The sequence below is a fragment of the Ferdinandcohnia sp. FSL W7-1320 genome (assembly GCF_038050315.1).
GTDB classification, from domain to species: domain Bacteria; phylum Bacillota; class Bacilli; order Bacillales; family Bacillaceae_L; genus Ferdinandcohnia; species Ferdinandcohnia aciditolerans.
In genome coordinates this window covers 872,462-895,093 of the sequence record NZ_JBBPAM010000001.1, presented here as the reverse complement: position 1 = coordinate 895,093, position 22,632 = coordinate 872,462, and the positions used below count along the sequence as shown (strand labels likewise).

At 36.4% G+C, this 22,632-nt stretch carries 29 protein-coding genes and 1 pseudogene; 8 read left to right on the top strand and 22 right to left on the bottom strand.

All coding sequences use genetic code 11. The features are described from left to right. Positions 1-533: 533 nt before the first annotated feature. The 3 genes from NST91_RS04370 to norA all read right to left on the bottom strand — a co-directional run bounded on the left by NST91_RS04370 (position 534) and on the right by norA (position 2,927). Positions 534-1,019 carry a nitroreductase family protein gene (locus NST91_RS04370; RefSeq protein WP_341330166.1) on the bottom strand — a complete coding sequence of 162 codons (486 nt, stop codon included), beginning with the start codon at positions 1,017-1,019 and terminating at the stop codon, positions 534-536. A 30-nt stretch (positions 1,020-1,049) separates the two neighbouring features. Continuing rightward, complete coding sequence (locus tag NST91_RS04365; RefSeq protein ID WP_341330165.1) at positions 1,050-1,454, bottom strand: hypothetical protein; 405 nt, start codon at positions 1,452-1,454, stop codon at positions 1,050-1,052. A 282-nt stretch (positions 1,455-1,736) separates the two neighbouring features. Then, the gene (gene norA, locus NST91_RS04360) at positions 1,737-2,927 is read right to left on the bottom strand and encodes a multidrug efflux MFS transporter NorA (protein WP_341330164.1); all 1,191 of its coding nucleotides are present in this window, start codon (positions 2,925-2,927) and stop codon (positions 1,737-1,739) included. A gap of 109 nt (positions 2,928-3,036) precedes the next feature. Between norA and NST91_RS04355 the strand changes: the two genes are divergently transcribed. Both NST91_RS04355 and NST91_RS04350 read left to right on the top strand, forming a co-directional pair. Further along, on the top strand, positions 3,037-3,870 hold the full coding sequence (locus tag NST91_RS04355) for a MerR family transcriptional regulator (RefSeq protein ID WP_341330163.1): 834 nt from the start codon (positions 3,037-3,039) through the stop codon (positions 3,868-3,870). Between the two features lie 41 nt (positions 3,871-3,911). Beyond that, entirely contained in the window at positions 3,912-4,514 is a 603-nt protein-coding gene (locus NST91_RS04350; protein WP_341330162.1) for a LysE/ArgO family amino acid transporter, read from the top strand. A 126-nt stretch (positions 4,515-4,640) separates the two neighbouring features. On the opposite strand, the gene NST91_RS04345 is transcribed toward NST91_RS04350, so the two are convergent. From NST91_RS04345 to NST91_RS04330, 4 genes are all read right to left on the bottom strand, one after another. After that, the gene (locus NST91_RS04345; protein ID WP_341330161.1) at positions 4,641-5,438 is read right to left on the bottom strand and encodes an HAD family hydrolase; all 798 of its coding nucleotides are present in this window, start codon (positions 5,436-5,438) and stop codon (positions 4,641-4,643) included. 126 nt (positions 5,439-5,564) lie between these two features. After that, the gene (locus NST91_RS04340; protein ID WP_133372307.1) at positions 5,565-5,774 is read right to left on the bottom strand and encodes a hypothetical protein; all 210 of its coding nucleotides are present in this window, start codon (positions 5,772-5,774) and stop codon (positions 5,565-5,567) included. 201 nt (positions 5,775-5,975) lie between these two features. After that, entirely contained in the window at positions 5,976-6,518 is a 543-nt protein-coding gene (lepB, locus tag NST91_RS04335; protein WP_121449013.1) for a signal peptidase I, read from the bottom strand. A 182-nt stretch (positions 6,519-6,700) separates the two neighbouring features. Continuing rightward, on the bottom strand, positions 6,701-7,270 hold the full coding sequence (locus NST91_RS04330) for a hypothetical protein (protein WP_341330160.1): 570 nt from the start codon (positions 7,268-7,270) through the stop codon (positions 6,701-6,703). A gap of 267 nt (positions 7,271-7,537) precedes the next feature. On the opposite strand from NST91_RS04330, the gene NST91_RS04325 reads away from it, so the two are divergent. Both NST91_RS04325 and NST91_RS04320 read left to right on the top strand, forming a co-directional pair. Then, a complete protein-coding gene (locus tag NST91_RS04325) occupies positions 7,538-8,971 on the top strand; it encodes a PQQ-dependent sugar dehydrogenase (protein ID WP_341330159.1) in 1,434 nt (477 codons plus the stop codon). Positions 8,972-8,995: 24 nt separating this feature from the next. Further along, on the top strand, positions 8,996-9,292 hold the full coding sequence (locus NST91_RS04320; protein WP_341330158.1) for a 4a-hydroxytetrahydrobiopterin dehydratase: 297 nt from the start codon (positions 8,996-8,998) through the stop codon (positions 9,290-9,292). Between the two features lie 112 nt (positions 9,293-9,404). Here the strand turns inward: NST91_RS04320 and NST91_RS04315 are convergent, their stop codons facing one another. The 12 genes and pseudogenes from NST91_RS04315 to NST91_RS04260 form a co-directional block, all read right to left on the bottom strand. Beyond that, positions 9,405-9,902: a DinB family protein gene (locus tag NST91_RS04315; protein WP_341330157.1), complete on the bottom strand. Its 498-nt coding sequence runs from the start codon at positions 9,900-9,902 to the stop codon at positions 9,405-9,407. Positions 9,903-10,297: 395 nt separating this feature from the next. Next, positions 10,298-10,648: a DUF2200 domain-containing protein gene (locus tag NST91_RS04310; protein WP_341330156.1), complete on the bottom strand. Its 351-nt coding sequence runs from the start codon at positions 10,646-10,648 to the stop codon at positions 10,298-10,300. Between the two features lie 78 nt (positions 10,649-10,726). Beyond that, the gene (locus tag NST91_RS04305; protein ID WP_341330155.1) at positions 10,727-11,068 is read right to left on the bottom strand and encodes an avidin-fold protein; all 342 of its coding nucleotides are present in this window, start codon (positions 11,066-11,068) and stop codon (positions 10,727-10,729) included. Next, on the bottom strand, positions 11,065-11,517 hold the full coding sequence (locus NST91_RS04300) for a GNAT family N-acetyltransferase (protein WP_341330154.1): 453 nt from the start codon (positions 11,515-11,517) through the stop codon (positions 11,065-11,067). Before NST91_RS04300 ends, NST91_RS04305 begins: the two co-directional genes overlap by 4 nt. A 664-nt stretch (positions 11,518-12,181) precedes the next feature. Further along, complete coding sequence (locus tag NST91_RS04295) at positions 12,182-12,637, bottom strand: hypothetical protein (protein ID WP_121449020.1); 456 nt, start codon at positions 12,635-12,637, stop codon at positions 12,182-12,184. 118 nt (positions 12,638-12,755) lie between these two features. Further along, positions 12,756-13,638: pseudogene (locus NST91_RS04290) on the bottom strand (PhzF family phenazine biosynthesis protein). A gap of 39 nt (positions 13,639-13,677) precedes the next feature. Then, positions 13,678-14,064 carry a hypothetical protein gene (locus NST91_RS04285; RefSeq protein WP_121449022.1) on the bottom strand — a complete coding sequence of 129 codons (387 nt, stop codon included), beginning with the start codon at positions 14,062-14,064 and terminating at the stop codon, positions 13,678-13,680. 99 nt (positions 14,065-14,163) lie between these two features. After that, on the bottom strand, positions 14,164-14,556 hold the full coding sequence (locus tag NST91_RS04280) for a DUF2178 domain-containing protein (RefSeq protein WP_341330153.1): 393 nt from the start codon (positions 14,554-14,556) through the stop codon (positions 14,164-14,166). Further along, a complete protein-coding gene (locus NST91_RS04275; protein WP_121449024.1) occupies positions 14,549-14,761 on the bottom strand; it encodes a helix-turn-helix domain-containing protein in 213 nt (70 codons plus the stop codon). Before NST91_RS04275 ends, NST91_RS04280 begins: the two co-directional genes overlap by 8 nt. Before the next feature lie 126 nt (positions 14,762-14,887). Then, the gene (locus NST91_RS04270) at positions 14,888-15,508 is read right to left on the bottom strand and encodes a glycerol-3-phosphate acyltransferase (protein ID WP_341330152.1); all 621 of its coding nucleotides are present in this window, start codon (positions 15,506-15,508) and stop codon (positions 14,888-14,890) included. Between the two features lie 25 nt (positions 15,509-15,533). Next, positions 15,534-17,387, bottom strand: coding sequence for an LTA synthase family protein (locus NST91_RS04265; protein WP_341330151.1), 1,854 nt, complete (start codon positions 17,385-17,387; stop codon positions 15,534-15,536). Between the two features lie 170 nt (positions 17,388-17,557). Next, positions 17,558-17,968, bottom strand: coding sequence for an Rrf2 family transcriptional regulator (locus NST91_RS04260; protein WP_121449027.1), 411 nt, complete (start codon positions 17,966-17,968; stop codon positions 17,558-17,560). A gap of 177 nt (positions 17,969-18,145) precedes the next feature. On the opposite strand from NST91_RS04260, the gene NST91_RS04255 reads away from it, so the two are divergent. Further along, a complete protein-coding gene (locus NST91_RS04255) occupies positions 18,146-19,033 on the top strand; it encodes a TSUP family transporter (RefSeq protein WP_121449028.1) in 888 nt (295 codons plus the stop codon). A gap of 78 nt (positions 19,034-19,111) precedes the next feature. Here NST91_RS04255 and NST91_RS04250 read toward each other — a convergent pair whose 3' ends face one another. Then, the gene (locus NST91_RS04250; protein ID WP_341330150.1) at positions 19,112-19,489 is read right to left on the bottom strand and encodes a VOC family protein; all 378 of its coding nucleotides are present in this window, start codon (positions 19,487-19,489) and stop codon (positions 19,112-19,114) included. A 118-nt stretch (positions 19,490-19,607) separates the two neighbouring features. After that, on the bottom strand, positions 19,608-20,306 hold the full coding sequence (locus NST91_RS04245) for a Type 1 glutamine amidotransferase-like domain-containing protein (protein WP_341330149.1): 699 nt from the start codon (positions 20,304-20,306) through the stop codon (positions 19,608-19,610). Positions 20,307-20,517: 211 nt separating this feature from the next. Between NST91_RS04245 and NST91_RS04240 the strand changes: the two genes are divergently transcribed. After that, entirely contained in the window at positions 20,518-21,183 is a 666-nt protein-coding gene (locus NST91_RS04240; protein ID WP_440272801.1) for a hypothetical protein, read from the top strand. A 43-nt stretch (positions 21,184-21,226) separates the two neighbouring features. Here NST91_RS04240 and NST91_RS04235 read toward each other — a convergent pair whose 3' ends face one another. Beyond that, complete coding sequence (locus NST91_RS04235) at positions 21,227-21,493, bottom strand: DUF2277 family protein (RefSeq protein ID WP_121449032.1); 267 nt, start codon at positions 21,491-21,493, stop codon at positions 21,227-21,229. A 184-nt stretch (positions 21,494-21,677) separates the two neighbouring features. Here NST91_RS04235 and NST91_RS04230 point away from each other — a divergent pair, with 184 nt between their 5' ends. Both NST91_RS04230 and NST91_RS04225 read left to right on the top strand, forming a co-directional pair. Continuing rightward, positions 21,678-21,869: a hypothetical protein gene (locus NST91_RS04230; RefSeq protein ID WP_121449033.1), complete on the top strand. Its 192-nt coding sequence runs from the start codon at positions 21,678-21,680 to the stop codon at positions 21,867-21,869. 24 nt (positions 21,870-21,893) lie between these two features. After that, a complete protein-coding gene (locus NST91_RS04225; protein WP_121449034.1) occupies positions 21,894-22,454 on the top strand; it encodes an SF0329 family protein in 561 nt (186 codons plus the stop codon). Positions 22,455-22,632: the final 178 nt, after the last annotated feature.

Below are 22,632 nucleotides of genomic sequence, written 5' to 3'. Positions count from 1 at the left end.
GAATTCTGACAGCTTTCTGGATGAAAGGGGATTACGTGTCCAAATATGTGATGGATTCGGACTGCTTTCATGGGTACAGGAGCGCCTGTGTCCGAAATCATGCTGGATTCAGACAACTTACATGATCACAGGAGCAGCATTGTCCGAATGCCCGCTAGATTCGGACTGCTTTCATGGGCACAGGAGCAGCCGTGTCAAAATGCACACTAGATTCGGACTGCTTTCATCATCATAGTAGCAGTTATGTCCAAAATCATGCTGGATACAGACAACTTTCATGATCACAGGAGCAGCTGTGTCCGAATGCATACTGGATTCGGACTGCTTTCATGATCACAGGAGCTTCCGTGTCCGAAATGAACGTGGTATTTGAATGATAGCTCAAAGTGTTATGAACGACAACCAAGTTCATATCACCCCTGGCCATCAGTTTAGTACAAATTATATACAAAGCTTACTAAATAAAACAAAAAAAGTGTGTTAATCCCGCTAAGGATCAACGCACCATGATAGCTGTAACAATATGAGTTTTTTTAAGAAAGGTACCTTATTTTTTCTCGAATAGATGTTCTTTTTTTTGCATCTTTAATTTCAGCAGGATATCCGACACCAAATACTCCAATAACATCATAGCCCCCGGGAACACCTAAGATATCACGAATTTTTTGGGCATTAGCGATTGATGACCAGAAAGCACCTACACCTTCTGCCCAAGCAGCTAGTAGGAAATTTTGTACAAAACAAGAGGTTGCAATTGCATTTTCGTACGTCTCTGCTTCTGATGCACCATGTTTAGATAATACAGCAAGAACTAAAGGTGCATTACCGAAGTTCGTTTTATGATTTACTTTTTTCCTTGTCTCTGGACCGACAACATACACTTCCCAAGGTTCCGTCATTCGATGGTTCGGGGCCATCGAACCTGCTTGTAACCATTTATATATCTGCTCCATTTCAATTTGATCCTGTTTAAAACTCTTTATATTACGACGTGCCTTAATTACCTCTATTATACTCAAGTCATTACCTCCTTGTGTGATCATATACACTTATACTTCATAATGTATGCTCATGCTTCGAATAATCTTCTCCCTAAGTTCGTTCATATCCATGAGTTCACTTGACAATATGTGAAAAGCCTCTTCATTTCTTTCATCTAGAGATTCATTTAGCTTGTATTCTAGATAGTTTAATTTTAGATCTAAATCTATAAACGAACAGAACATATTTTCAAAATAATATTTTTCAAAGTCATGGATGTTTATGTATACTTGGAATTTATCATCAAAATCAATTAACACATACCAGCCAAGGTTATCAACATATTTCCTATCTGGAGTTATGGTTAATACAGTCCCTTTTTTTACTTCTATTTTTTTCAAACCCTCGCATTTGGTGCAAGGACATTCTACTTCTATTACACTGGTTCTTAATAAAACAAAGCGATGCTTCATGACATTCACCTTCCCTAAGCCAATCTTTATCCCTTCATCAGCAGGGTGGAGGAACTAGCGCTTATTTATGGTTTAATTATGGGGACTATAATTAAAAGGGGATATCACTTATGTTCCTCCGATTTCAAATGAGAATACCTCTCAATTAATACTATAAATGAAAATGATTCTCACTGTCAAACGATGTTTAGAGATAAATGTAAGATGTTACTTTATTCCTAAAAAAAAGCACAAAGAGGTTCCCCCCTTTGTGCTTGCTTACCTACATTATTTTTATCTACCTTAATTAGCTACACTCGGCTTCACTTGTTTTACCGTTTTTTCTTGTTTACGCCAGAATAAGGTTAAAATAATCCCCAAAGCAAGTATCACTGTTGAAAAGTAGTAAGGATAATTGATGTCGATATCGAATAGCATACCGCCTAAAATTGGGCCACTTACGTTTGCTAAACTTGTAAACATCGAGTTCATTCCACCAGCCCATCCCTGTTCATTCCCCGCGTTATTCGAAAGATAGGAAGTAACAGCAGGTCGGAATAAATCAAACCCAACAAACAGAATAAATGTAACGAGCAATATTGCGAAATAGGAATGAACGGCGGTCATCAGGAAGACAAGTAAGGCTGACAAGATTAAACTATAACGAATGAGTTTAATTTCACCCCAAATCCGTGTTAACCGATCAAATAATAGAACTTGAGACACTGCGCCAAAAACGGCACCACCGGTAATCACAATGGCTATATCAGCTGGTGTAAATTGAAATTTGTGGTCCACAAATAAACTAAAAAATGATTCAAAAGCTGCTAAACCAAACGAAGCAATAAAAATTAAGATAAACGCAATGAAATATTTTGGAGCAAACATCCGTTTAAACCCAACTTGCTCTTCCGATGGTTGTTCGTGATTTTCTGTTAGACGTTCGGGTTCAGATAATAAAATGATTGAAAGAATCGCTGCAATCGTACCAAGTCCCGCTGCAAAAAAGAAGGGAATTCGCGTCCCCAATTCAGCAAGAAATCCACCTATACCTGGACCGATAATAAATCCTGTACTTATAGCCGCAGACATATAACCGAGTGCTTTCGGACGAGTCTCCAAAGTCGTAATATCCGCAATAAAGGCTGTAACTGCTGGCATGATGAAAGCAGCACTAATTCCGCCAAAAATACGCGAAATAAATAATATCTCAATTCCTTTCCCTATCCCAAATAAGAATTCTGAGAAGCCGAATATAAATAAGCCTATGACGATCATAATTTTTCTTCCATACTTATCTACAGCCTTACCTGCAAATGGTGAGGCAATCAATTGAGCAATCGCGAACACAGCAGTTAAATAGCCAACTGTAGTACCGGTTAAACCTAATTCATTCATTAACGTTGGTAATACAGGAATGACAAGGCCAATTCCCAAAAAGGCAATGAATAAATTCATTAATAATAACCATAAAGTGACTTTATATGTCTTCATTATTTTCACACTCCTTAAACAAAACAAATACCATTAGACTTTTCATTTGTTTACAGATTTTATCGTAGTGTATATAGTTACTATATAGTCAAGAATGGAGTTGTAAAAAATGAATGAAAAAAATGTAAAGTATTTAACGACTGGTGAATTCGCAAAGCTTTGCAAGGTTAACAAACAAACTCTCTTTTACTATGATCAAATCGGACTTTTGTCTCCAGTATATAAAAATGAAAAAGGATACCGATATTATTCCATTAATCAAATGGAGTTATTTTATGTCATTGATTTATTAAAAGATCTCGATATGTCACTACACGACATTCAACAATATACACAAAATAAATCCCCTGAAAGCTTTTTACGTTTAATGTATCAAAAACGAGAAGAAATCGTGAAAAAGCGCCAAGAAATTGAAATGAAGGAAAAACTGATTGAGGCTAAAATAGGATTAATGGAAGAGGCAGCACAAATTAACTTTGACCAAATTACGCTTGAGCACTTACCTGAAGCCACACTTTATTTAAGTAGAAATATCGAAAATATATCGGATGAAGAATTTGTAGAAGTCATTTCTGAATTTATTGACGAATTAAATGAATCACAACTTGATACAGGCCACCCTATAGGTGGTATAACCAAACGGGAGCAAGTATTAAAGGGAGAATTCGCTAAATATAGCTACTTATATATGGAACAACCTAATCCCAAAGAAGGTTATCCTTATTTCCAAGCTGTAAAAGGTGATTTCCTTATCGGATACCATGTCGGTGATGATAAAACAATACATAAAACATATAAGCGACTTCTTTCGGAAATGGAACGATTAAATCTAACGTTAGGAAATTATGTGTTTGAAGAGTATGTTTACGATACGGTTGTAACAAATCAAAAAGAAGATTATATAACAAAGATTATGGTAGAAGTATTTAAACCTGATAAATAAGTTCGAACTAAACTATTTGTTTAAACAATGGAGTTGAGTATATGGAAGCCATTTTGCATGGGATTATCTTAGCATTTGGTCTAATTTTACCTTTAGGTGTACAAAATGTATTTGTTTTTTCGCAAGGGGCAACACAGCCAAAACTACTGCGGGCGTTTCCTGCAACCATTACAGCTGGTTTGTGCGATACACTGTTAATCCTTTTAGCTGTGTTTGGTTTGTCAGCAATCGTTCTACAATTTGAATGGTTGCGGATTAGTCTGTTGAGTGCGGGGATTTTGTTTTTACTATATATGGGATACGCAATTTGGCGGTCTTCACCGACAACAAGTGAAACGAACAAAGCTTTGCCCATCCGGCAACAAATCATCTTTGCTTTATCCGTTTCCTTGCTAAATCCGCATGCCATCCTAGATATCGTCGGGGTGATTGGAACAAGTGCATTAAAATATGTCGGAACAGAACAAATACTATTTACCGTTTCTTGTATTTTCGTATCTTGGATATGGTTCTTTGGATTAATGCTGGCTGGTGCGGTTATGAAAAGATTAGATGGTACTGGAGTTTTAATGAAGGTATTCAATAAATGCTCTGCGATCTTTATATGGGGAACAGCTATTTATCTTTTGGTTGGGTTAATTTGAGTTTAATAGAGATGAAAAAGCCATATAATAATTTCACTTATATGGCCGAATGTATTGTGTATTTAGTTTTTCTTTAAATCTACGAAAAAAAGCAAAACATTTTAATCACTAACCATTCAGCTTACTTTACAGGGCATACGTCTCATATGGTTTACATAGATAGCGTTCAATGAACTCAGCTAATCCATCATTTTGGTGGTGCCCTGTAACAAAATCAGCTACTGCTTTTACATCATTATCTGCATTCCCCATAGCCACACCAGTACCTACATGACGAAGCATTTCGATATCATTTGGTCCGTCACCAATGGCGACAACTTCTTTTGGGTTAATGCGATAGGCATGAATTAAGCTTTTGATAGCAGACCATTTCGAAATTTTTGGTGCAACTAATTCAACCCCATCATTCCAGTCAATGACTTCTGCTTCCGTTTTAAATATAGAAGACAACTCTGGACTTGCTGTTCCTGTTCGAACACTATACTTAAGTACATCTTGGTATTGAGCCTGTCTTAAATCTCCAATATATGTTGGTGGAGATTGCCCAACTTTTGTCCAATAATCGATTTCTTCATCTGTTTCCTTACAATAGAGCCCATCTGCTGTGTGAACGATAACATTACAAGGTCTATCAGCAGTCATAAGGTGAAATCGCTCCTCATTTATGTTGACGGTTCTCTTTTGTAACGCTTTTCCCGTCCATGCATCATGAATAGAGGCGCCATTCAAACAAATCATGGGTGTTCGTAATCCGATTTCTTTATGGTAGGGAGCCGTTACTTCGTAGTGTCGGCCAGTTGCTAGAAAAACCTTTACTCCCTGATTAATCAGTCTATAAATGGCTTCTAAATTCCGTTGGGAAATATTGTTTGAAGCTGTTAGTAATGTACCATCCATATCAATAAATAGTGCACGTACATTCATTTATAATGCCTCCTCATTCGTTGATAAATCAATCATATCATCTGAATATTAAAGCCAAGTAAATGTTGTGTACAGATAATATAAAGTTTATCGGGAAACTTAAGGCAAATCTAAATCCTTTTCTACTTACTTCACGCGTGAATGCCTTTTATCAGCAGCACTTAAAACAAATAAGGTGGCAATACCCCAGACAATACCTTGGATAATCATTGTCATCCAATTATCTATAGGGAATAATAGCGAAAATAGAAATAATAATAATGGACTGATTATAATAATTGACATGCCGATCATGAATGCTTTTTTCTCGGGTAGTGCTTTAATCTTAGCTAACATTATTTCACCCCGTTCCTTTTTTACCTTTTTTCCTATTGTCCAAAACATGAGCAATGGCACCAAATATATTCTCAAGAATTGTATAAATCGCTTCCATCAAGACCATCCCTTTAGTTCGTCTTACATGTGTATACGAAATTAAAAAGAGAAAGTTTCTAATACATTAAAAAAAGGTGCTATTGGAGAGCACCTTTTATATACTTAATCAAGTATTTTGATCTCTTTGATTGGCCAGACTACAAGATTTGTCGTTCCAACCACACTATCTATTGGAATCGCCCCAATGTGACGACTGTCCATACTATTTCGACGGTTATCTCCCATTACAAACAAATGTCCTTCTGGAACTACATCACTACCCACAGGAGTTTCCCGTAATGTGAATGAATTTGTTAATGGGCCATTGATTAGCTCTTGTTTACTTTTGTCTAAATAAGGCTCATCGTATGGTTTTCCATTAATGTACAATGTATCATCTTTATACTCGATGCGATCTCCCGGCAAACCAATCACTCTTTTAATATAGTCTTTTTCCTTAGTTGCGTGAAAAACGACAACATCAAATCTTTTCGGTTCACCAACTTTTGTAACAATCATTCGATTTTGGTCTTGCAAAGTAGGCTGCATCGAGGCACCTTCAACAATAGCAGGTGTAAAGAAAAATACACGAATAATAAAAGCTATTAAGAGTGCAATAAAAAGGGCTTTAATCCATTCCCAAAACTCACTTCTAGTATCAACCACATTTTCACCTTCCTACATACTCTCCATCGTATATCGCCTTTATTCTCTGGAATTAAGAATACTTTGGAAATCTATTTTAATAAATATATTCCACAAAAACAGCTCAAATTCCTTCTTGGACCAACAAGCTATAACCAATCTTCACAAACATGGGACACAGGGACAGGTCCCATGTCCCACTCTCATCGTAAAACAATTTTTTGGAGAACTTTAAAAGCAGAAATACTTACTTTCATCCAAATCCAGCTATACAATAAGCAAAAAGCAAATATCCCTAATAGAACCACACTATCAAAACGTAGTGATACGGATGGCCCTAGTATAGGAAACTTAATTACATATAATAAAAGACTTATACCTAACGTCAAATTTAATGCTGCAAACGCAACTGTTAATACGCTCTTCTTTAAATACTTAAGCCCAATGCCTAAACTGAGCCCTAATAATCCTGTGGTAAAGAGAAATACCAATAGTTCACTTGGCTGGAGCATAACCAATAGAAATGCGGATACGAAATATGTCATCACACCAATTTTAAGTGACACTAGGCTTGCAAGTACAAGAGGGCCCGTACTCATCATACTTAGGATGAAACCGATCCCCGTAAAAACCCCTGCAGACTGAAAAATGACGGCCGCCGAACCTAATAATCCACCAACTACTAGCCTCATTGTCTTTGGATAACCGTCATTTGATAGGTTTGTCTTATCTACCCAAAAACTAGAAGTTACTTTCTTAATAAATGACCGCATGTGACACCCCCATAATAGGTAGATGCAGTAAGAAAGAAGTTTATGCTAGAAATTGTTGTTCAAGACCAGCAGTCATTTTTATTTGGTACTATTAGAAATCTTCGACTCATATTCTAAAGTGATACTTCAATAAGGGGGCCATCTTACCTCACAGATTGTTAGTTGAACAAATCGGGTTTTTATGGGGAATTGCCACCTCTGAAAGAGGGGCTTTAAGCCCGATAATGCGGGGCTAAAAGAAAGCAATGAAAAGGGGTGTAAAGTTTGTTGGGAAAAGTGAAGGTTCGTTTACGTCCCATTGTACAACGGATTAATTTACCCACTGTTTTGAAGACTGCTTTTTTACCAGGTGACTCAATTGAACGATTATTTATTGCAACCCAAGTTGGAGAAATCTTTTACATAGGAAACGGTGAGGTTCGCACTTTTTTAGATATTCGATCTCGAATCCTTAAACTAGGTACTAACGGTGGATATGATGAGAGAGGTTTGCTAGGACTAGCGTTTCATCCCAGATTTAATTATAACGGCTTATTTTATCTTCATTATTCAGTAGCTGGAACACAAGGTCCAGGTGCTCTTCCAGAACCTTATGCTCCGAACCCGTGTGATACCAACACATTAAACCTTAAATGGACAAATCGAGATACTCTCTTTGACCATATTGATACTGTAGAAGAATGGATATTTCAACCGAATGGCCAGCCCCAAAAGAGGCGAACTTTACTTAATCTAAGAAGGCCATTTTCAAATCATAATGGTGTTAACAGCTTAAACTTTTCACCCGAAACAGGAAAACTTGTTTTAACAACCGGGGATGGTGGATCAGGGTATGACCCGTTTAATTTAAGCCAAAATGATATGGAAATCGCGGGGAAAATCATTGAAATCGATGTTGGTAGAAATACGTCAATCCATAATCCGTCCGTCGTCACTCGTTTTAGTGAACTATCTGTACCTATTCAGGAAACGCTCACGGTTATAGCCAAAGGCGTTCGTAATATACCAGGCATTTCCTATCAACGGTATAATAATCAGTTTATCAAATACGTGGGAAATGTCGGTCAGGATTTAGTTGAGTCCATTTTTTCATTCGTTCAAATTAAACCAATTCCTGTTACGCAGCTTACGGGGCAGAGTTCCTCTTTCCAATTGGAGGCAGGAAATCCTCGTCCTCTCGAACAAGAAGGTTTTATTAATTTTGGTTGGCGTGGGTGGGAAGGTGATTTGCCTACTTCGATTATAAGAAACTGTACATCTAACCAAGATGTAAATGAGAAAATTTTTGCCTATTACAATGAGGTAATTGAAACATCAGTGAGTCAGATTCATCCTTTAACTAGTTATTATCATCAAGATCACCGACCTGATAAGTTTAGTGGGACGGAGCTCACAGGAGTTCAAGCCTATATGGGGAATGGCATTCCTGACTTAACAGGAAGTGTCGTTTTTATTGATTTCGCCCGAAAGGACGAATCACAAACTCCAGTTAGAGGGGCCTTAGCTTATACGAGGGCACGAATAGATGGTAAACCAAATGATTATAGCATTATTGAAACCAATTATAACTCTGGCACTCAATCAGCATATTACGTTAGCCTAGGAACAAATCTAAATCAAACCAGATTATACCTAGGAGCTTATGGCTCTACGAAAGTGACTGACTATAACCAAGGAACAGTCTTTGAAATTGTTCAATAAGTGGGACACGAAGGGGAAATGAACATGGATAAACTTAGCGAGGCAGTCATCCAAGAAAAACTAGCAGAACATCCAGACTGGAAGCTAGTCGATGGAAAATGGATTCAACGGAAATATCGATTTAAGGACTATCTAAACGGGATAGAATTTGTTCAGAATGTCGCCCAGCTGTCAGAAAAAATGAATCACCATCCCTTTATCTCCATTGACTATAAACTGATTTCGATTAAGATTACATCGTGGAGAGCAAGGGGACTAACAGCTTTGGATTTTAGATTAGCAGAAAAATATGATGAGTTGTATTTACAAATAAAAAAATAGGTGATCAATAAATAATCACCTTTTAATCTTGCCCTCTATCATTGTTTGAAGTTCAATCCTAATCACCTATTTTAATTCTTAACTCTAACACCATTTGTAAAACCAAGTTGATTTAGGACCAATCAACGCCATCCCAAGTGGATTGCAACTTCCGTAACAGAACAATTTGGCCAAGGTGATACGTATCGTGCATCATGATATGGCTTAGTAAACGCTCAATAGAGTATCTGTCAGCTGCATAAGGAGCTTTTAACTTTTCATCGTCAAGGTCAGCAATAACCGTTTTTAAATGATTCATGACTTCATTAAGGCGCTGCATTGTCTGAGCCCACCCATTTACGTCTTCTGGATCCCCTGGGTTTCCAAAGGTCTCTTCATTGTCTTCTGCCTTATGCGGATTTTCTGTCCCCTTAATTCGATGGATTACATCTTCATTCCAAAAGATCAAATGGTTAACAATCTGCCAAATTGAATTGCTGTTTCCCGAACTTGTCCATGCTGCCTCAGCCGCGGTGACTCCATGAAGCGCCTGATCCATGGATGCAAACCAATCATTCTCATGATAATTCATCTCAAGTTGTTCTAAAAACATGTTAGTTACAACTTTCATTCCACCAATCTCCTTACTGTTTAGAATATCTTTCAATGTTAAAGGCTCTTTTCAAAAAGATTGCTGCTTTTTGTTAAACCAAGTTGAGTGGAGCGTAAGGTGGCGACTCCTGACTTTGAAAATACAACAAAACCTTAAACACTATGATTTATTCGGCTCATCCAGCTTTTATTCCTTCTTCATGAAATATAAATTACCCTATCGGACCAGACATTTTTTTAATAACTACGAGGCTACCTACCATACAAAGGAAAGAAGCACCTTTTAAACTACTGCATTTTTCATTAACGTGGCATATGTTTCCCCGTCCGATGTAAAAGCGTGGGTGAACATCAAAAAAGAAACACTGTTCCTTTTACATTTACATGGAATCAGTGTTTCTTCGTGTATAATTATTATTTCCGCAAAATTTTCTCCATTGCTTTTCCTTTTGCTAACTCATCGATAAGCTTATCCATATAGCGAACTTCCTTCATCAACGGGTCTTCAATTTCTTCTATGCGGACTCCGCAGATCACACCTTTGATCAAAGCGCGTGAAGGGTTTAATTTTGGTGCTTCCGCAAAAAGATCTTCAAAGTTTGTCTTATTTTCTAAATGCGCTTCTAACTCTTCCTGACTATACCCTGTTAACCAACAAATGATTTCATCGACTTCTTGTTTCGTACGCCCTTTTTTCTCGGCCTTCGTAATATAGTGAGGATAGACACCTGCAAAACTCATTGTATAAATCCGATGTTTAGTCATAATACTTCCTTCCTTCTATGTTTTCTTTATTATAGTTGGAAAAAAAGTTGGGTTCAAACAAAGTAACCGACTAGTGTTCTAGATTACCTCTTCAATGGTAGATTTCCCTTCGGTTTGTTCATTATCATGCCATTTCCAACTCTCGTGTAGTCTAATTCTACCGTCTGGAAGTAATTCAGGAGTTGAATAACATTGCCCTCCCCGTATTTCATTCCTTATATTTACATGGTTATATCTAAAATATAAACTACCATTCTCTTCAACTATACCGATAAGTGTACCTTTAACGATTTCGCCACCACTATAAGAGGCTGAAAGGATATTTCCATCTTGTTCATAATCAAAAAAAGTCTTTGAAGAAACTTCTCCATTCTCAGTGTTTGCAATCGAAACAAATCTTTTCCCATTGTAATTAATCATAAAGCCTCCGCTAGTTCTAATTCATAATGATAAAATTGTGTATCCTTTTGGTAGCCATTCTTTTCATATAATCTTTGAGCCGAATCATTGTCTGGTGCCGTGCTGAGACTGATGCTTTTAGCACCTGTTTCAATGGCATATTCTTTTGCTTTCTGTAAAAGCATCTCTCCTATGCCTTGTTTTCTTGCATTTGAATCAACATATAAGTCATTTAAGATCCAAGCTCTTTTCATAGATATAGATGAAAAAGTAGGATAAAGTTGTGTAAAGCCGACATAGTTTTCGTGGTCTTTCACGACAAATATGACGGACTCCTTGCACTCCATACGTTCTTCTATGTAAGCCTTAGCCCCTTCTATATCAGATTCTTGTTGATAAAACATTCGATATGAATTAAATAATTTTGATACTCCATCAAGGTCTTCCATTGTTGCCTGGACTATTTTCATAGTTTCCCACCCCATTAAAAATGACTTCATGAGTTAACTTTATACTAATATTGAGATTTTTTCTTTAGTCTCTTTTCTAAAAGATTGTTGCTTTTATATGTAGGGTGATTTCCGCTCCTGGTACTCGCTTTCCGCGGGCAATCCGCAAGCCTCCTCAACGAAATGTGAAGGCGGCTTGCACAGAAACGAGAAAATTGGCCGACTAAAGCGCCACGTCGTGTGCCTCGGAGACTCCGACAAAGAGGCGTATTTTGCCTCTGAAGGAGGAGTTGAAATTTCTCGAGTTTCTAGCCGCTGCAACTGGACAAGTCGTTATGTCACTGCGGGGTCTCGCTTGGCTCGCTATTCCCGCAGGACGTTGGATTGCTTCCTTGAAACTACACCGCACGAAGAAAATGCAAGCATTTTCGAGGATCTCGTACCATCCACTGAAATCACTGAATGGACAATAATCTATCCCTATCATACTCGGATCAAAAAGCAACAAAGTTTACGAAAATAGCCTTTCATTAAATTAATATAGTATGAAGACAATATTATGAAAAGTTGAATCTATCATATGATGGCTTATAAACCAAAATCATGAAAAAACAAGGTGAAAATTAAAACAAAAAGGAGTAGTAGCTACCCCTTAAGCCTTCATTTTTAAGTATTCCAACACATATTAAGTTAATAACCACGGGATATTTAGTTGCATCTCCATTTGAATTGTTGGCATTGGAAATCCATCTGGAACTAACGATAAATCTTCAGTAAAACTTATTTCAAAACCATGAACGTTAACAAATAAAAGTGGCGAATCTTCGCCATTCTTCTTAGTAGGCTGTGAATGCTCGGGGCGCTCAATGATTTTGCCAACAAGATGATAAAAGGCAATATATATATGTGTTCCATCCTCGTTCTTCATAAACTCAGAAACCTCTCCCTCTTTTCGAGGATCAATACCTAGTGTATGAAAAAGGTCTGTTACCTCTGGAGAGAACGTGTCACAAGCTAAAACAAAATTCGTACAATAATCACAACCGCAATCTTCGGTGATAAAATGATACGTTTCATAGAATTCCTTTGTTTTTGCAATATCAATCTCAATCAACCAAGAATCAATATTCATTTGTTTCATAGAGTCCACCTCTGTAACTGCCCTATTGATGCCATTCCCATAACAGGGTCATAAATAATGGCTGTTTTCATAAACTTTGTTGCTCTTTTGTCTGATTTTACAAAGGAGCACATCATGGTTATAGAAACCACTCACCTTGAGCTATTTTTATGACTCTCCCACCTACATAAACATTCATTTTCTCGTTGCGCTCATTCGCTTTTAGAAATAATAACGACTTCCGACCTATTTCATATCCTTGTTCTACACGAATGTTAATTTCACTCTTATTGAAGTACTTATATTTCACAAGGTATGCAGCTAAGCATCCATTCGAACTTCCCGTAGCCGCATCTTCTGGAATACCATAGTAATCTGCAAAGTCTCGAACATTAATATTATTTTCAGAGTGATAGGTTTCTGGTGAAAAAACTAGAATTCCTTTCGCTTCCAAGTGTTCAATTAATGTATAATACTTTTCTTTATTTATATTGACTTTCTTTACAGCCTCTAAAGACTTTAAAGGGACAATTATGGACGGAAGTCCTGTTGAAACCTCTTGAATTGGAAAATCATCTTCTATGTATTCATGACCAATGTTTAAAACATCAGAAACTATTTTTTTATCTAAAAGTGGACCAAAAGTTGGTTCATTTTGTTTCATCCAAATAACTTCATCTTGATCAATTAAATGATACTGGGATTTTACCAGCCTTATAATTTAGAATCAGTTGTTCTACGGGTTCCTCTACTAATTCGTTTTGAATAATAAAAGCAGTTCCTAAAGTAGGGTGACCAGCAAAAGGAATCTCTTCATTCGGTGTAAAGATTCGAACATCATACCCACCGGTATTTTTTACATCAGACAAGATAAAAGTAGTTTCGGAGTAATTAATTTCTTTAGCTATTTGTTGCATTTCTTTATCAGGAAGATTTCCAGTGTTTTTAAATACCGCAAGTGGATTTCCTGTATATTTTCCTTGTGAAAACACATCAACAATGGAATATTTAATTTTCATTATTTTCTCCCCCAGAAAAAGGCGACATCCTCACTTAAAAAGTTAACCTATCTGTCTTTTCACTAGAATATATTGAACGACTGGATTAATGGTATACGCTAAGCACAAAGCAATAAAAAGTGGATAGTTATGTTCATTCCCAATAAATAAATAGTCTATGATCCAAATAATTAATAATGCTATAAAAAGAATGTTATAACTTATGTTATTGCTTTTTTTAATTATCTCTTTACCCATTTCATCTTTTTGAACCTCTCTGCGTGACCCCCAAGTTATGAACTCCGACCAGGCAATAACGAGTCCGATAACAACCAAATATTCAGGAATCCCAAATGTATCCCCAATATAAAAGTAGCTGACTAATGTGAATCCAATATATACCGTGATTCCCGTTAAAACAATTAACCAAATGATATCTTTCTTCTTCACGTTTTATCTCCCCTTCCCTACATAACAATATGAAACAAGAAGCGTCTCCCCTTGATTTACGTAAACCTCTTGATGTTATTTAGATAGAAATTGCTCGAATTACTTGTACTTTCTAGAGTAAATAAATTCTGTAATCGGAACGGTAACAAATGTAAGGCAAACCACTAGCAGCAAAGGATAATTATCAATATGATTAAAGTTTCCGGTCCCTTCAGATATAAAGAGTATTAAACCGGATAGTACCATTAGCACATAATAACCGATTTTGGCACTTTGGGTTTGAATATGTTTGTCTAATTCGTCTTTCTCGCCACCACCTTCATGATTCCCCCAATTGAGCCAGTTGAAAAAATAAGTTAAAGCAAGAAAACTAAAGAATATTGAACCAGCATCAATCGTTCCATATCTTATCCACTTGTATAAGGAGAATCCTGCAATTGTTAAAAATACAAGAAAGGCTATAACCCCAATTACTTTTTTTGTTTTATCCATTCCTTTTCCCCCCATTCTCTGGCATAAAGATTTCTTCCATGGTGACTCCTAATGTCCGTGCAATATCAAATGCTAGCTGCAAGCTGGGATCATATTTATTGTTCTCGATTGCATTAATCGTTTGCCTACTGACATTACACATTTCTGCTAATTTCCCTTGTGAGAACCCACTGCTTTCTCTGTATTCTTTAATTTTATTTTCCATTCGCGATGCCACCCTTGCTTTTGTAAGCTGTAAAGACTTTTTTACACCTTCATTATAAAAAAAAGCAAACAAGGTGTCAAACATATTTGACACCCTATTTACCTATTTAGTAACATTCCATATCCATCACTTCTTTTTAAACATGCTCGAAACCCTTGTTTCTGTTTGGTTTTGGATTCGTTTCCAGTTTTCCATATGTTTATAGATACATAGTAATGTTAAGGCGAATGTAATCAATATTGCAGACAAAGGATAACCAAATAAATAAGTCAGTACTACCCATGAAAGATACATAACGAGTACACCAATTGGAAGGTAATCGCTAATAAGAGTAATTAGAATGAGCAGGACAAAACCAATTAACCCCACCTTCCAATCAATCGCGAAAGCCACTCCTATCATTGAAGCTGTCCCTTTTCCACCACTAAATTTCATGGTTACAGGAAAATTATGACCAATAATAACGAAAGCTCCATTTAAAAAAAGTAGAATGTAAAAGGTTCTCTCATCAAGAGAATAGCCACTTAACCAATATCTCATTATTAAAACAGGCACGATGCCTTTTCCAATGTCAATTAAAGCTACTATAATGCCGTACTTCCAACCTAAAACAATAGTGGTGTTGGAAGCACCTGCATTTTTAACGCCACTTTCTTTAATATTAATCTTTTTAAGTTTACCAACGATGTTTGAACCATGGATGCAACCAAATATATATCCGATTATGATACTTACTAGTCCTAACATACTTCTCCTTCTTCATAAAAAAAACTTATTCTTCAACCATGAATCGTAATACATCACCGAAGATGATACTGTCCGATAGTGTTAGTTCTTCTCTTACCACGTCCAAATAAGGATCACATTTATGAAGGTCTACAGGTTCTCCATCTTGCTTCCTATAACAAACGTTATCCTTATATAAGTAATGTTCGCTTATAAAACCACCATCTCGAAAAATAACCGGATGGTCGCTATTTCTTGTGAACAGATTATGTCCAAATGAATAACGATTATCGATTTTGATACCAAGGAGGTGGAGTAAAGTAGGGCGTATGTCTATTTCACCGCCTTGAGTAGATATCGTTTCCCCTTCTTGGCCAGGCACATGAATAATCAGTGGTATTTGTTTATGCTTTATTTGATTAACAATCGAATCCTCTTCGCCTAGTAACTCATTAAGGCCATCTTCATATTTTTCAGAAATACCATAGTGGTCACCTACAAGTACAAACACGGTATCTTCGTACAATCCCTCTGCTTTTAACTTTTCGAAAAAAAGTTCAATTGATTTATCCAAGTAACGAACTGTTGTCACATAGCGATTCACTACTTCTTCCCCTGTATTTGCTGGTTCAATAAACAGATCTTCCTCGTCTAATAAATATGGAAAATGATTCGTCAAGGTAAGGAATTTGGCATAATACGGTTCACGTAAATCCTTCATATGTTCCACTGATTGAGTAAAAAATGGAATATCTTTTAATCCATAGTTAACAGAGTTTTCTTCTGTTACCTGGTAATCATCCATTGAGAAAAATCGATCATAGCCTAATGCTTTGTACATGACATCCCGATTCCAAAACGTATTTACATTACCATGAAGTGCTGCAATATAATAATCATTGTTCTCTTTTAGAATATGAGGAAGACTATAGTACGTATTCTCAGGTCTTCTTACAAAAACAGATCCGCTTGATAATGGATATAGACTTGTATCGATCATAAATTCCGCATCCGATGTTTTTCCCTGTGCTGTTTGATCATAGATTTGATTAAAATAAAAACTTTTCTTAATCAAGTCATTTAAGAATGGTGTCACTTCTTCACCATTTACTTTTTGATTAATGACAAAGTCTTGAGTCGATTCCAACGTGATTAGGACCACATTTTTACCTTTTGCCATTCCGAATAAGTCAGTTCGCTCAGAATCTTTACGCTGCAAGTGCTCCTCTAAGGCAACGGCATCTGCCTCTGTTACAAGTAATCGTTCTAGAGGAGCTTTGAGACCTAAAGCAATATCATACAAATGATAATTTAGTGGCCCTAATGATTTCACCATTTGTTCCCTGTCATAAGCTTCTGAGAAAAGATGAACTGATTTAACCAAGCCTAAACAAATCGTCAACGCAATGAGCCCTGAAGCAGCTGCTATATATTTCTTTTTAACATGTTTTTGAACGGTAATGACGGACTTTATTTTTAAAAGCCGCCATCCTACAATAAATAAATCAACAAACAAAAAGAGATCCCATGGACTCATTAATTCAACCGTACTTGCACTTAAACCGCCAACATTATTGAACTGAAAAAGGATTGGCACCGTTACAAAATCATTATAAAAACGGTAATAAAGTAGATCAGCATAAAGGATGGCAGTCCCCAAAACGAATAATGCAAACAATACGAATCTATTTACCTTTTCACGAAAATAAAAACTGAAACCCATCATTAATAATAAAGACCCGATGGAACTTGTAAGTACTAATAAAATATCAAAATAGGATTGGATGCTAAGGTTAAATCCGACAAAACAAACAATCACCGTCTTTAACCAGAGAATACCCGTTATGAGCAAAATATGTTTTAAACTTGTTGTGTTTGTTAATTGAATTTTGCGAAACATTAGACGAATCCCTCTCCACTCTAAGTTCTTTTCCTTTTCCAACCATTTTACACTAAAATTCGAGGTTTTTCGTTCTTTACCTTAATAAATTTACAATTATTTTACATTAATAGGATAGATAGTAGTCGATTGCATAGGAAAGATGGGATTAAAGCAGTCATCTCTTTTGTCTAGATACTACCCTTTAATAAGTCGGAAAGTGTCGTATGATCTAATAACTCTGCCACTTTATCTCTAACAAGTGCCCATAAAGGTTTTAATAAACAATTACCTTCTAATGGACAACTTTCATAGGATGTAATACTAACACACCCCATAGGTGCTAATGGCCCTTCTAAGTTTCGAATGACTTCTCCAATAATAATCTCATTTGGATTTCTACTTAATTTGTAACCTCCGTTTACCCCTCTTTTACTTTGGACATATCCATTTCTTTTTAGTTGCAACAGGATCTGTTCTAAGTAATTAACAGGCACAAGTGTTTTCTCCGATATTTCCTCTATATTTATTAGATTATTCGTTTCTCCACCAAGACAGATTAATGCCCGCAGTGCATATTCTCCCCTACTTGAAACCTTCAAAAGATGATCTCCCCTTCCGCCAAAAATCTAGATGAAGCCTATTTTTTTTAGACAAAGAACCCACCCAAAGAATATGACATATCTTAGGTTAGAATCTTGATTAGATTAGTCAACAATTCAAATTTTTTCTAATCATTTCTAGTCTATTCAGGATTGTTGGAAAAAGGAGAGATAAATATGAGAAGGTTGATAATTCTTGCCTTTATAGGTTTAGCTGCACAGTTAGTTGATGGTTCTCTAGGAATGGCATACGGGGTTACATCCACTTCGTTGTTACTTATGTTTGGAATTGCACCAGCAGTTGCCTCTGCATCCGTTCATATGGCAGAAGTAGTCACAACAGCTGCATCAGGTGTATCACATATTCGCTTTGGAAATGTTGATAAACAAGTCGTATATAAACTAATTTTACCTGGCTCGATTGGCGCTTTTCTTGGTGCTTGTTTCTTAAGTAGTATACCAGGCGATATGATAAAGCCCTACGTATCCACTTTTCTATTAATCCTAGGGGTTTTTGTTATTTATAAATTCCTTTTCAAAGGGAACTCCAACAGAACAACCTCAAATAAGAAATGGACAAAAAAACAATTTGTTCCACTTGGCTTTATTGCTGGTTTTTTCGATGCAACAGGAGGTGGAGGATGGGGTCCAATCGCGACTCCAGTTTTATTGACAGGTAATAAAATGGAGCCGCGAAAAGTGATAGGTTCAGTTGATACAAGCGAATTTGCAATAGCTGTTTCATCTACATTGGGCTTTCTTTTAACATTAGGTTGGACCAATATCAATTTCCAATGGGTGCTTGCCCTGATGATAGGTGGAATCATAGCAGCTCCAATCGCGGCGTGGATCGTCAAAATTATACCTACAAACCTCTTAGGCGTACTTGTAGGCGGCATAATTATTATTACAAATATCAGGACATTATTAGGGGCATTAGATATTTCTAAGACATTCTCACTCTACACGTATACTATACTTGGAGTTCTTTGGCTTATAGCTGTAAGTAACGTCATTGTAAAAATAAAAAAAGGGGCATATGCTCAAAAACAACTATTAGAATAAACGAAAACAGCACAAAGAGGGTCGCTCTTTGTGCTTGATATTATTTGCTAAGTTCATGCTTGCTTATCAGTTGGCCAATTACTTTTTCTCCATTACTGCAAAGTAATTTTCTTCGTTATCCGCAAAATTAAATACCTTGCCCGAAGGCATCGTGACTATTTCCCCGACGGTAATATTTTTGTTTGATAAGTCGGTATGTAATTGATCAAGATTTTCCGTAAAAAACATTAAAGATGGTGTGCCAAGATTTAAACCAGGTGACATTTTTGCAACGAATTCCTTATCATGCAGAATAATGCTTGTTTCTGCACCTTTTGTAGGAGCGATTTCAATCCATCTCATTTGACCATTATCTTCTTCATCAACTATTGTAAAGCCTAATTTTTCTGTCCAAAACTTCACTGCCTCATCCTGGTTATTGACATATAACATAACCTGACCCAATTGACTAAACATACGTTTTTCACTCCTTTAAATTATCCTCTATCAACTAAATGTACCCTAGTATAAATCGTTCTAAACTTTCGTTACGTGGTGACTTCTACGAATTACGTTTTTTAAAGTGCCTATTTGCTCATGAACCTAAGTATATGGTTTTTATTTCTTCTTCGACAATTTGATTATGTGTCCTTCTAACAAAATATGACTTTGCGCTTGGTCGGGAACTAATCGATTGAGTGAGGGTTTCATTTACAAAGTGTAGGGCCACACCATCATCTAGGCCATAACCTTCTTTTATTTTTCCTTCTAAGATTAATTGGTGATAGGATGGCCTTCTTTTATTCTCACCATCATAATGAGGGCAATTACTCCCTTCTAACAAGCCTAAACAATCCAGTTTATATAATGGTGCATTTAATGGATCGGTTAATCCTTCTTCAAACCAGCAGATTGCACCAGCACTTAGGCCAGCAAGAAGAATTCCATTCTCATATGCTTTTCTCAGAACGTGATCTAAACCCCACTCCCTCCATAAAAGAAGCATATTTCTGGTATTTCCCCCGCCCACATATATAACATCCTTCTCCAGAATATATTCTTCTAGATCCTCAAAATTAGGTTCAAATAGGGATAAGTGGGTTGGTTTGCAGGGAAGCGAATGAAACGCCTTATAAAACCGCTCAATATAGTTTGTTTGGTCTCCACTAGCAGTTGGAATAAAACATACCTTGGGGAAATCTTTGTTTACTTGAGCCAAAATATATTGATCTAACAAAAGATTATTTGGCTCCATCGAAAAGCCCCCGCCACCCATGGCAATAATCTGTCTCATTTCAAGATTTTCCTCCTAGAAACGTCTTTTTATATACATTCAACAAATTTAACCATTATCCTTTTTCTATCAAAATCTCTCTGATTAAATTTGGACATTCACCCAGCTAATTCAACATGAATATCTTAGTAAACATCTACATTTAAAAGGAGTGTTTTCATTGAGTCGTTTTTACACACATTCCGTTCAACCTGGTGATAATCTTTGGCAGTTGGCGAGAGCATACAAGACTACTGCCGAAGAGATTTTTCAAACAAACCCAGTAATTAATCCATATTATTTGAGAGTTGGGGAATATATTAAGATTCCAAATACACAACTTAAAAAAGATCGTTGCATCAGCCAAACCGAGCTTGATTACCGTAACGATATGCGTAGCCTGTGGGAGGAGCATGTTGCATGGACAAGAATGGCAATTATTAGCCTCACCTTCAATTTGCCCGATTTACAATTTGTACTTACTCGACTCTTACACAATGCAACAGACATGGGGAATATGGTTCGTCGGTTGTATGGTGACGCGGCTGCAACCACTTATGGAAATTTAATTAAGGAACATCTTCTGATTGCAGCTGACCTTGTAAAAGCAGCCATTGCCGGTGATCAACAAGCTGCAAGTACAGCAGAAAAAAAGTGGTATCAAAACGCAGATGAAATTGCAAAGTTCTTGAGTAGTGGAAATCCATATGTATCTGAAGAAACAGTAAGGAAGATGTTTTATCAGCACCTAGACTTAACAAAACAAGAAGCCGTCACTATGATTAATAAGGACTATCAGAAAGACATTGAAACTTATGATAAGATTGAAAAGCAAGCCCGCGAAATGGCAGACATGATTTCTGATGCCATGGTTCTTCTGTATCCGGATATGTTTTGACGTTTTCCCTCCTTTAAAGTAGGAGGTTTTTTTTGATTATATTTTATCCAAATCTTTTAGCTGACCGAATCCGAGCACGCTCTGCCTCTACCTCACGATTTTTGGGTTCGGCGCTAGTCTTTAATGAGTTTAATAAATTACTCGTAATCAAAGCTATTTCATTGATTGCTTGGTTAAATGCCTCTTCGTTAATCTTTGATGGCTTGTTAAACCCAGTTATTTTTTTAACGTACTGCACAGATGCAGCGTGAATCTCTTCATCCGTAGCTGGTGGTTCAAAATTAAATAAAGTTTTAATGTTTCTACACATAAGGTACCCCTCTTTTTCTTCATTTTTATTCTAGATTATAAACTCACTATACACGATTGGACCATGTTAAATAAACTCAGTGTCATTATTTTTATCCAAATCATTTAGTTTAAAGGCAGAATATCATCAATATCAATTATAATTGGATTATCTAAATGAAATAGAGATCAGGTAGGTAATTTTAATGAAGGTATATCGATTAAAAAAGCAGTTTAAAGGATACAAAAAAGGAACACATTTTTACCTTGTTGCCCAATCGGAATTTATTGGGGTTAAAGAGTTTGTTTTGAGAACGAAAGATTTAACGGATCATCTATCTCTTAGTGAAGCTGAATTTCTAACGTATTTTACTTTTTTGAAAGATTCTTATCAATAACGCCGTATAGTGAGGGTGATTTCTATGCAATGGAGTAAGACGAAATCCACAATTGAAAGTTTTCTATGTAAAAAACTAAAAGGACGCATCAAAGTACATGCAACGGTTTATCGCAAATTCCATGATCGTCCAAGCAGAGTCTGGATAACATTAGACAAAAAAGAAATAGTAAGTGCGTCCGATATCTCTTATGCAGTAACGTATGAAAAGTTATATCAAAAGATGCAAAAGGAAGCTGGTCTCAAAGGGATTCCCTATAACGAAAATTGGGAAGTCATGTTTAATTCAAAGGAATATCAGAAATTAGAAGAGCTATCCGATGATGCTGAAAAATTGATGATGAACCAAAATATGTTTGAGAGTTATCATATTTATCAAGCCTTTATGAGATATAGCACTTTATCAATTGAGGAAGCAATACACTCAGAAAATGTTCTTATTAGGGCATACGCCATGCTCGATAGAAGGCTGGGAAAAAGAAGATTAACAGAACTGGATTTAACGGAAGATACACATCCATTAATTGCAGACTTTTACAAAATAAGATGTGATGTAGAAGGAATACAATACAAGGAAGTGCAGTAGAGAAATAGAAGAAGATCGGTCACCTTTTATCATCCTCCAGTCTCCCTGCTCAACAGTATTGTTGCACTGTGTAGCAAATGACGGTGTTCTGCAGTTTATCAATATAAACATAAAAGTTACCTAAAACATTTATTGCGCATTATGATTCAACTAAACTCCCAGTCAGCTAAATAAAGTA

Excerpts from the sequence above, each read along its gene's own strand:
- NST91_RS04300 (WP_341330154.1), bottom strand. The coding sequence starts at position 11,517 with ATGAAAATAGTCCAGGCAACAATGGAAGACCTTGATGGAGTATCAAAA.
- NST91_RS04250 (WP_341330150.1), bottom strand. The coding sequence starts at position 19,489 with ATGTTTAGTCAATTGGGTCAGGTTATGTTATATGTCAATAACCAGGAT.
- NST91_RS04365 (WP_341330165.1), bottom strand. The coding sequence starts at position 1,454 with ATGAAGCATCGCTTTGTTTTATTAAGAACCAGTGTAATAGAAGTAGAA.
- NST91_RS04245 (WP_341330149.1), bottom strand. The coding sequence starts at position 20,306 with ATGAGACAGATTATTGCCATGGGTGGCGGGGGCTTTTCGATGGAGCCA.
- NST91_RS04355 (WP_341330163.1), top strand. The coding sequence starts at position 3,037 with ATGAATGAAAAAAATGTAAAGTATTTAACGACTGGTGAATTCGCAAAG.
- NST91_RS04255 (WP_121449028.1), top strand. The coding sequence starts at position 18,146 with ATGAGAAGGTTGATAATTCTTGCCTTTATAGGTTTAGCTGCACAGTTA.
- NST91_RS04265 (WP_341330151.1), bottom strand. The coding sequence starts at position 17,387 with ATGTTTCGCAAAATTCAATTAACAAACACAACAAGTTTAAAACATATT.
- NST91_RS04295 (WP_121449020.1), bottom strand. The coding sequence starts at position 12,637 with ATGAAACAAATGAATATTGATTCTTGGTTGATTGAGATTGATATTGCA.
- NST91_RS04320 (WP_341330158.1), top strand. The coding sequence starts at position 8,996 with ATGGATAAACTTAGCGAGGCAGTCATCCAAGAAAAACTAGCAGAACAT.
- norA (WP_341330164.1), bottom strand. The coding sequence starts at position 2,927 with ATGAAGACATATAAAGTCACTTTATGGTTATTATTAATGAATTTATTC.
- NST91_RS04350 (WP_341330162.1), top strand. The coding sequence starts at position 3,912 with ATGGAAGCCATTTTGCATGGGATTATCTTAGCATTTGGTCTAATTTTA.
- NST91_RS04225 (WP_121449034.1), top strand. The coding sequence starts at position 21,894 with ATGCAATGGAGTAAGACGAAATCCACAATTGAAAGTTTTCTATGTAAA.
- NST91_RS04275 (WP_121449024.1), bottom strand. The coding sequence starts at position 14,761 with ATGGAAAATAAAATTAAAGAATACAGAGAAAGCAGTGGGTTCTCACAA.
- NST91_RS04230 (WP_121449033.1), top strand. The coding sequence starts at position 21,678 with ATGAAGGTATATCGATTAAAAAAGCAGTTTAAAGGATACAAAAAAGGA.
- NST91_RS04315 (WP_341330157.1), bottom strand. The coding sequence starts at position 9,902 with ATGAAAGTTGTAACTAACATGTTTTTAGAACAACTTGAGATGAATTAT.
- NST91_RS04340 (WP_133372307.1), bottom strand. The coding sequence starts at position 5,774 with ATGTTAGCTAAGATTAAAGCACTACCCGAGAAAAAAGCATTCATGATC.
- NST91_RS04310 (WP_341330156.1), bottom strand. The coding sequence starts at position 10,648 with ATGACTAAACATCGGATTTATACAATGAGTTTTGCAGGTGTCTATCCT.
- NST91_RS04330 (WP_341330160.1), bottom strand. The coding sequence starts at position 7,270 with ATGCGGTCATTTATTAAGAAAGTAACTTCTAGTTTTTGGGTAGATAAG.
- NST91_RS04270 (WP_341330152.1), bottom strand. The coding sequence starts at position 15,508 with ATGTTAGGACTAGTAAGTATCATAATCGGATATATATTTGGTTGCATC.
- NST91_RS04305 (WP_341330155.1), bottom strand. The coding sequence starts at position 11,068 with ATGATTAATTACAATGGGAAAAGATTTGTTTCGATTGCAAACACTGAG.
- NST91_RS04280 (WP_341330153.1), bottom strand. The coding sequence starts at position 14,556 with ATGGATAAAACAAAAAAAGTAATTGGGGTTATAGCCTTTCTTGTATTT.
- NST91_RS04235 (WP_121449032.1), bottom strand. The coding sequence starts at position 21,493 with ATGTGTAGAAACATTAAAACTTTATTTAATTTTGAACCACCAGCTACG.
- NST91_RS04345 (WP_341330161.1), bottom strand. The coding sequence starts at position 5,438 with ATGAATGTACGTGCACTATTTATTGATATGGATGGTACATTACTAACA.